The sequence below is a fragment of the Streptomyces sp. NPDC002265 genome (genome assembly GCF_040296125.1).
Taxonomy (GTDB): Bacteria; Actinomycetota; Actinomycetes; order Streptomycetales; family Streptomycetaceae; genus Streptomyces.
In genome coordinates, this window is the sequence record NZ_JBEOWS010000400.1 from 1 (window position 1) to 8265 (window position 8265).

Sequence of the window (8265 nt, forward strand, 5' to 3'; positions counted from 1 at the left end):
GGTACGGCCGGGGAAGCCGGGCCGTACCGGGGCGGTGCCGACGGGGGTGCCGGTCAGCTCTCCGTCGCCGAGGTCTGCCGTCCGTCCCGCCGCACGCGGGCTGTGACGACGCCGGCCAGCAGGACCACCGGTACGGCCGCCTCCAGCCAGTGGGCGGTGGTCGCGTCACCGCCGATGAGCGTCGCGAAGTTGGCGATGATGAGCCAGATCGCGCCGGCGATGCCGAGCGCGCCCAGGGAAGGGGCGATCAGCGTGTTCCACGGCCTGGTGTCGGCGCCCGAGCGGCGGAAGAAGACCACCACGGAGACCGAGGTCAGGAAGTAGAGCAGCATCATCCCCAGCACGGCGACACCGCTGAACCAGGAGAAGAGGGTCAGCACCGGGTCCTTGCCCATCAGGGCGAAGGGCATGACCAGCAGGAACGCCAGCACGGTCTGGGTGACGCCGGCGACCCAGGGCGAGTGGCGGGTGTTGAGCGCGGTCAGCCCGCGGGGCAGCAGGCCTTCGCGGCCGAGGGAGAACAGGTACCGGTTCGCGGAGTTGTGGAACGCCAGGATGCCCGCGAAGAGCGAGGTGGCCAGCAGGACCGGCAGGACGTCGGCGGTCCAGGCGCCGAACAGGTCCGTGATGGGCGCGAAGACGAATCCGGTGGCGTCCCCGGAGGCCAGCGCCTTGCCCGCCGCGTCCGTGGCCTTCGAGGCCCCGTGCGCGGAGATCAGCATCCACGAGGTGAAGGCGAAGAAGCCGGTGACCACCGCGACGGCGAGGTACGTGGCCCGGGGGACGGTACGACGCGGCTCGCGGGCCTCCTCGCCGTAGATCGCGGTGGCCTCGAAGCCGAACATCGACGCGATGGCGAACATCACCGCCACGCCCGGAGCGCCCTGGAGCGCCGCCGAGGGGGAGAAGCTGTCGGTGAGGCCGAGCCCCTCGGGGCCGCCGCCCTTGAAGAAGGTCACGAGGGCGAAGGCGGTCAGGATGCTGAACTCGGCGAGCACGAAGACGGCCAGGACCTTGGCGCCCATCTCGATCCCGGCGGCGCCGAGGATCTGGACGACGACCATGGTGATCAGGGTCCAGATCCACCAGGCCACATGGGTGCCTGTGTAGTGCTCGACCAGGCCGCTCACCGTCGCCCCGTACAGCCCGTACATGGCGGCCTGGATGGTGCAGTAGGCGAAGAGCGCGACCCCCGCGCTGCCGGAGCCGGTCAGGCGGCCCAGCCCCTTGCCGATGTACGTGTAGAAGGCGCCGGTGTCCACGACGTGCCGCCCCATGGCGACGAAGCCGACGGAGAACAGCAGGATGACGGCGCCGGCGCCGAGGTACGCGGCGGGGGTGCCGGCCCCGTTTCCGATGCCCACGGCGATGGGCACGGCGCCGGCGATGCCGGTCAGCGGCGCCTGGGCCGAGAGAACGAAGAAGACGATGCCCAACACACCGAGGGAGTTGGGCTTGAGACCGCCGGCCTTGGTGGGCTCCTGTGCGGCCCGCGCCTCGACCGCTGCTTGACTGTCCACGCGAAATCACCTACTGGGAACGGGAAGGGGTGTTTCGTTTCAGGCCAAACGAGTTGCCTCATCCTGGGCTGGAACCCTTCGCTTGGCAAGAGTTCCGGGGACGTTTTTCAGGCTGACGAGGGCTCCTTGCGGAACTGTGACCTGGTGCGGACGCAGGCGCACCGCCTCGCGAGGCCGACGGCCGTGGTCATGGCGAAGGGCCCCGGACACAGGTCCGGAGCCCCTCCATGCGCTGATGACCCGCCGGGCAGTCGGTGAGCCGGTCAGCCGGTCAGCCGGACGTGCGTCCGTGGCATCAGCCGGTCACGCGTCCGTGGCATGCATGACGTCCGTGCCCGGTGCCCCCGCGAGCAGCCTCAGCAGCGCCCGCAGTTCCTCCAGGGCCGCGTCGGTGACCTCGGGCTCGCCGAGGACGAGCTGGTGCAGCACGAGGCCGTCCAGGGCGGCGAAGACCAGCCGGAACAGCGCCGGGCCGGCGTCGTCGGGGAGTATCCGGTCGAGTTCGCGCCGGGTCGCGCGGAAGTACTCGTCGTACAGGGTGCGGATCTGCGGGAGCAGTTCCGGCCTGCGCCGGGCCTCCAGCAGCAGTTCGTACTGGAACGCCTGGATGCCGGGGTCCGCCTCGACCATGTCGGACAGTTCGGCGGAGAAGTCGGCGATCCTGCCGGTCCCGGGCTCCAGGGCGCTGGTGTTCAGGGAGGTGCGGATGGTGTGGGCGAGCGTCTCCTCGATGAGCGCGTCGCGGGAGCCGAAGTGGTGCACCACCAGTCCGTGTGTGACCCCGGCCTCCTCGGCGACCGCACGGTAGGTGAGTTTGCGCAGACCGCCCTCGGCCACCACGCGCACGGCGGCGTTCAGCAGCGCCGTACGTCCCTCGCCGTAGTGCAGGCGCTTGCGTGGCCTGCGGGCGGGGGAGTCAGCGGAGTCGGTCATGGTCGTGACCCTATCGGCCGGATTCGAACAGGAGCGTCGCAGACGGGAACGCCGCACCGGGGGCTTCTCCTCTCCCCGGTGCGGCGTTGTTCACGGGCAGCGGTCAGTCCCTGCGGGGCGCCCGGATGCCGCGGAACTCCCAGTCGCCGCCGAGCGCGGTCGACAGCACTTCCTCGGACTCGGTGGGCTGGGCGCCGACGTCGGTGCGGATGGCGGTCGGGCCGGTGACGATGTGGTTGGTGAGGCGGCCCAGGCCCTCCACCTCGACCTCGACGACGTCGCCCGGCTGGACCGGACGGGAGTTGGCGGGCGTGCCGGACAGCAGCACGTCACCGGGGTAGAGGGTGATGGTGCGGGCGATGTCGGCGACGAGGTAGTGCATGTCCCACTGCATCTCGTCGGTGGTGCCGTCCTGGACGACCTCGCCGTTGACGTAGGTGCGCAGGCTCTTGCCGTGGAAGTCCCAGTCGGTGACCAGGCCCGGGCCGAGCGGGCAGAGGGTGTCGGAGCCCTTCACCCGGAGCATGGAGCCCGCATCGGTGTCCCGGAAGTCGTGCAGGCCGTAGTCGTTGGCGACCGTGTAGCCCGCGATGTACTCCCCGGCCTCCTCGGGGGAGATGTTGCGCGCGGTCCTGCCGATGACGATGGCGACCTCGCCCTCGTAGTTGAGCCACTTGCAGCCCTCGGGGCGCACGATGGCGCCCTTGTGGGAGTTGAGGGCCGAGGTCGGCTTGTGGAAGTAGGTGGGCGTGTCGGGCAGGGTGATCCCGAACTCGTCCACGCGGCTGCGGTGGTTGAGGTGTACGGCGATCACCTTGGACGGGACCACCGGAGGCAGGTGCTGGGCCTCCTCGATCTTGACGCGGCGGCCGTCGCCGGCGACGAGTTCGTCGCCCTCGACGGTGACCTGGACGGCTGCGCCGTCGAGCAGGATGCGGCGGTACTCGGGCATGTCGTGGCTCCTAGCGGCTGTGGGGGGTGCGCGGGGCGCGGGGGGCGGGAAGGCCGGTGCCGGTCCAGCCGTCGGCCGGGCGGTCGAACCAGAGGTGGACCTGGCCGGTGCCGATGGAGTTCTCGTACTCGCCGTACTGGCGGGCCTTGGCGGTGCAGGCCTGCTCGCCGAGGGCGCCGGCCATCATCAGGTAGTGGAAGAACTTCGCCTCGGGCTTGTACTTCCAGAACTCGTCCATGGTGTCGAGCACCTTGTCGTGGCGGCCCTCCTTGAACCAGGCGATGCGCTCCAGGTCGGCGGCGCGGGCCTCGGGGGTGAAGATGTGCGCCGGGTCGCTGGACTCGTGCTCGCGCAGCTCGCGCAGCGGCCAGAAGGTGTGCGAGAGGGCGCCGGAGGCGATCAGCAGGACGCGGCGGCCGGGCGTGGCGGCGATGCCGTCGGCCAGGGCGCGGCCCAGGCGCAGATGGTCCTCCATGTCGCCGGTCTGGCAGACGCCGATGGTCACCCAGCGCTTGTCCGGCAGGCCTTCGCCGAGGAACTTCCAGAGGTTGATCGTGGCGTAGTACACCGGCAGGAAGTCGTCCTCGATCGCGGTGATCCAGGTGCCGTGCTTGTCGGCGAACCGCGCGATGTTGTGGGCGAGTTCGGGGTCGCCGGGGTAGTCGTACGGCATCCGGCACATGCCGCGCGGCAGCTCCTCGGAGGTGAACAGGCCGGCCCGGCGGTGCTGTGCGGTGGCGACGAACTCGACGGTGGTGGCCCAGTGCGAGTCGAGGACGACGACGGTGTCGTAGTCGTCACGCTCGAACACCTCCTTGCGGAGCTGGTTCAGGCCGGTGACGAGGGTGATCTCCTTGCCCTCGTTCAGCTCCAGCCGGGTCTCCTCGGGGAGCACGATGGTGGGGACATGGGCGAGCAGGCCCGCCCCGACGATCTCACCCATGGTCCTGCCATCCCTTCGGCGCGGTGACGGTGTTCTTGACGTCGCAGTAGAAGTCGAAGCTCCAGGTGCCGCCCTCGCGGCCGACACCGGAGTGGCGGGAGCCGCCGAAGGGCGCCTGGAGGTCCCGTACGAAGAAGCAGTTGACCCAGACGGTGCCGGCCACCAGCCGGGCCGTGACGCGTTCGGCGCGCGCGGGGTCGCCGGTGGCGAGGGTGGCGGCGAGGCCGAAGCGGGTGTCGTTGGCGAGGCGGACGGCCTCGTCCTCGTCGGCGAAGGTCTGGAGGGTCAGGACCGGGCCGAAGACCTCCTCCTGGACGATCTCCGAGTCCTGGGCCACGTCGGTGAGCAGGGTCGGCGCGTAGTACTGGCCCTCGCCCCGGTGGCCGCCGATGACGGCGCGGGCCCCGGCGGCGATCGCCCGCTGCACGAACCCGTCGATCTTCTCCAGCTGACGCGGGTGGATGTTGGGCCCGATGTCGGTGGCCTCGTCGCGCGGGTCGCCCTGCTTCAGGGTGGCGGCCTTCTCGACGAAGCGGCGGGTGAACTCCTCGGCGACCGTCTCCTCGACCAGGAAGCGGGTGGCGGCCAGGCAGACCTGTCCGGCGTTGTCGTACTGCTCGACCGCCAGGTCGACGGCGAGGTCCAGGTCGGCGTCGGCGAAGACCAGCAGCGGCGACTTGCCGCCGAGTTCGAGGCTGAGCGGGGTGAGCTGGGCGGCCGCCGACTGCGAGATCCGCTTGGCGGTCGGGACGGAGCCGGTGAAGCTGATGCGGCGCACGTCCGGGTGTGAGGTGAGGGCGTCGCCGATCTCGGAGCCGTAGCCCTGGACGACGTTGAACACTCCGGCGGGCAGACCGGCCTCGGCGGCGATGTCGGCCAGCAGGGAGGCGGTCAGCGGGGTCCACTCGGCGGGCTTGAGGACGACCGTGTTGCCGGCCGCGAGCGCCGGGGCGATCTTCCAGGTGGCCAGCATCAGCGGCGCGTTCCACGGGGTGATCAGCACCGAGGGGCCGGCCGGGTCCCAGGAGACGTGGTTGGTGTGGCCGCGGGTCTCGAAGTCCGCGTGCTCCAGCTTCAGCAGCCAGTCGGCGAAGAAGCGGAAGTTGTGGGCGACGCGCGGCATCACACCGCGGCGGTGCGAACGCAGCAGGGCGCCGTTGTCGTGGGTCTCGACGATCGCCAGCTCTTCGATGCGCTTCTCCACGCCGTCGGCGACGGCGTGCAGCAGCCGGGCGCGCTCGGCGCGGGGCGTGGCGGCCCAGCCGGGGAAGGCGGCCTTGGCGGCGGCCACCGCCGCCTCGGCCTCGGTGGCGGTGCCCCGGGAGATCTCGCCGAGGACGCTGCCGTCGATCGGTGAGACGTCGGTGAAGGTGGCGGGGGAGGCCACGCGTTCGCCGCCGATCCAGTGCCGGGTGTCGACGGCGACGCCGGCCACGGTGGTGGTGTGCTCGGTCATGTCCGGTCTCCAGGTCGTGTGCTGATGCGTACGGGGGTTATTCGGCGCCGGAGGTGCCGGACTCCAGCAGCCGGCCGCCGTCCCAGACCACGCCGACCTGGCGGTAGTACGCGGCGATGGGCTCGTGGATCTCCAGCCGGGCCAGTTCCTCGGTGGGCGCCTCGAAGAGCTCCAGCTCGGCGTCGCCGGTCCAGGCCTGCCCGGCCTCGAAGGAGGCGGCGCCGGTCTCGATCAGCTCGTCGAGCGCGAGGCCCTTGCCCTTCTCGATGGACGGCAGCCAGCGGTGGTGGGCCATCGGGTGGGCGTTGACGAAGCCGTTCGTCGCGGACGGCTCGCGCAGCGTCACCACCGTCTGCGCCAGGCGCCGGTCCGCGGCGGCGAGCGTGGCGCCGAAGCGGGCGCCGGCCTCGATGCGCGGGGCGGGGCCGTAGGGGTGCGGGCGGGTCTGGTGGATCGAGCCGAGCTTCTTCGGGTAGCCCTGGTGCAGACCGCGGGCGATCGCGAAGTCCTTGTCGACCCAGATGTACACGCAGCGGGAGTACGTCCGGCCCTGGTACCGGCAGCGCACGACCGCGAACGCCTCCTTGTACTGGGAGAGCACCGGGTCCAGCAGCTCGTCGCCGGACGCCGAGCAGGACTGCCAGTCGGCCCAGATCAGCGCGACCGCGCCCGGGTCCTCGTCGGCGAGCTCCAGCGGCTCGGGCAGCAGCTCCCGTACGCGCGCGGGGTCCGTGCGGTACTCGACGGTGAGCAGGTCGCCGGAGTAGCGCCACGGCGGGTTCGGGATCAGCGACGAGGCGCCGCTCGTGGTCTTGGGGTGGAAGAAACCACGGACTGGGGACATGGCGGGGATTCCTTAGGCGGTGGGGACGGGCTGCTTCAGGCGGTCGGGACGGGCTGCTTCATGAGCTGGGTGCGGTAGCGGGCGGCGCCCATGGCGGCCTTGTGACCGCCGAGCGCGACGACACCGACCAGCCGGTCGTCGGCGTGGTAGCCGGCCAGGACGTCGCCGTCCGGGTCGCCCTCCAGCACCCGTACGTCGTCCTTGCCGAGGGCGGGGGCCCCGAAGGACTGGAGCCGGAACTCGTGCTGGTCGCTCCAGAAGGTGGGCAGCGGGGAGAACGGCGCGGTCTCGGCGTCGGCGCCGGTCAGCCGGCCCACCAGGGTCCGTGCCGCGTGCTTCGCGGTGTCCGTGGGGATGGACCAGTGCTCGACGCGGCGCGGTACGCCGTCGTAGCGGGCGTTGGGGAAGCGGGCCACGTCGCCGACCGCGACCACGTCGGGCCGGCCGCCGACGCGCAGCTGCTCGTCGGTGAGGACGCCGTCGGAGAGGTCGAGGCCGTTGCCGTCCAGCCACTCGACGTTGGCGACGGAGCCGACCGACTCCACGACCACGTCGGCGGGCAGGACCGTTCCGTCGGCGAGCACGACACCGGTCACCCGCTCGTCGCCCTCGAACCCGGCGACCTGGGCGCCGAGCGCGAAGCGCACCCCGCGTGCCTCGTGCCGGGCGAGCAGGGCGCGGGCCAGCAGCTCGCCCAGCGGTCCGACCATCGGCAGCGGCAGCGGGTCGACGACGGTCACCTCGGTGACCCCGAGGCCGACCGCGGTGGCGGCCACCTCGCAGCCGATGAACCCGGCGCCGACCACGACCACCCGGGTGCCCGGCCTGGTCAGATCGGAGCGCAGCGCCTGGGCGTCGTCGATCGTACGGACGGTGTGCCGTCCGGCGAGCGGGCCGGGGCAGCGCAGCCGCCGCGGCCGCATGCCGGTGGCGACGACCAGCCCGTCGTAGGCGAGGGTGGAACCGTCGTCGAGCGTGACGGTCCGCTCGTCGAGCCGGGCGGCGACGGCCTTGGTGCCCAGTCGCCATTCCACGTCCGCCGCGGCGGCCTTCGGGGTGAAGGCCAGGGACTCGAACGGAGTCTTTCCGGCCAGGACCTCCTTGGAGAGCGGAGGCCGGTTGTAGGGCATGTGGGGCTCGTCGCCCACCACGGTGACGGTCCCGGTCCAGCCAGCGGCGCGCAGCTGTTCGGCGGCCCGCAGGCCGCTCATCGAGGCCCCCACGACGACAATGCGTCCGCTCATGTGGATCAGTCCTCGATCCGGATGGCCTGGAGCGGGCAGACGTCCGCGGCTTCCTCGACCTCGTCGCGCAGCGCGTCGTCGGGGTCGGAGACGAACAGCAGGCGGCCGTCGTCGTCCATCGAGAAGACGTCGGGGGCGGCGAAGACGCACTGGCCGTGGTCCTGGCACTTGTTCATGTCGACGACGACCTTCATGGCCGGTCCTCCAGTGGGTGGGGGCGTCGGGGAGAGAGGAGAGTGAAGGGGGTGTGAGGGGTGGGGGCCGGGGCCGCCGGGCACCACCGCCCAAGGGAGTCCGGGGCAGCCCCGCCCCCACACCTTTTGAGTTAAAAAAACAAAAAATACAACCCGAGACCGGCAAAAAAAGGTGCCGG

At 71.4% G+C, this 8265-nt stretch carries 8 protein-coding genes; all 8 read right to left on the bottom strand.

Annotation, left to right across the window (positions count from 1 at the left end):
• Positions 1-53: 53 nt before the first annotated feature.
• Entirely contained in the window at positions 54-1520 is a 1467-nt protein-coding gene (locus tag ABT085_RS40470) for an APC family permease (protein WP_351620258.1), read from the bottom strand.
• 303 nt (positions 1521-1823) lie between these two features.
• Positions 1824-2453 carry a TetR/AcrR family transcriptional regulator gene (locus tag ABT085_RS40475; protein ID WP_351620260.1) on the bottom strand — a complete coding sequence of 210 codons (630 nt, stop codon included), beginning with the start codon at positions 2451-2453 and terminating at the stop codon, positions 1824-1826.
• 103 nt (positions 2454-2556) lie between these two features.
• Positions 2557-3405 carry a fumarylacetoacetate hydrolase family protein gene (locus ABT085_RS40480; protein WP_351620262.1) on the bottom strand — a complete coding sequence of 283 codons (849 nt, stop codon included), beginning with the start codon at positions 3403-3405 and terminating at the stop codon, positions 2557-2559.
• Between the two features lie 10 nt (positions 3406-3415).
• Positions 3416-4348 (bottom strand): 3,4-dihydroxyphenylacetate 2,3-dioxygenase, encoded by a 933-nt coding sequence (locus ABT085_RS40485; protein WP_351620265.1) that lies wholly within the window; start codon positions 4346-4348, stop codon positions 3416-3418.
• Complete coding sequence (locus ABT085_RS40490; RefSeq protein ID WP_351620270.1) at positions 4341-5804, bottom strand: aldehyde dehydrogenase; 1464 nt, start codon at positions 5802-5804, stop codon at positions 4341-4343. The genes ABT085_RS40485 and ABT085_RS40490 overlap by 8 nt, the downstream gene beginning before the upstream one ends.
• Before the next feature lie 37 nt (positions 5805-5841).
• The gene (locus ABT085_RS40495; protein ID WP_351620274.1) at positions 5842-6648 is read right to left on the bottom strand and encodes an acetoacetate decarboxylase family protein; all 807 of its coding nucleotides are present in this window, start codon (positions 6646-6648) and stop codon (positions 5842-5844) included.
• Between the two features lie 35 nt (positions 6649-6683).
• Positions 6684-7892: an NAD(P)/FAD-dependent oxidoreductase gene (locus ABT085_RS40500; protein ID WP_351620277.1), complete on the bottom strand. Its 1209-nt coding sequence runs from the start codon at positions 7890-7892 to the stop codon at positions 6684-6686.
• Positions 7893-7897: 5 nt separating this feature from the next.
• Complete coding sequence (locus tag ABT085_RS40505; RefSeq protein ID WP_351620280.1) at positions 7898-8086, bottom strand: ferredoxin; 189 nt, start codon at positions 8084-8086, stop codon at positions 7898-7900.
• Positions 8087-8265: the final 179 nt, after the last annotated feature.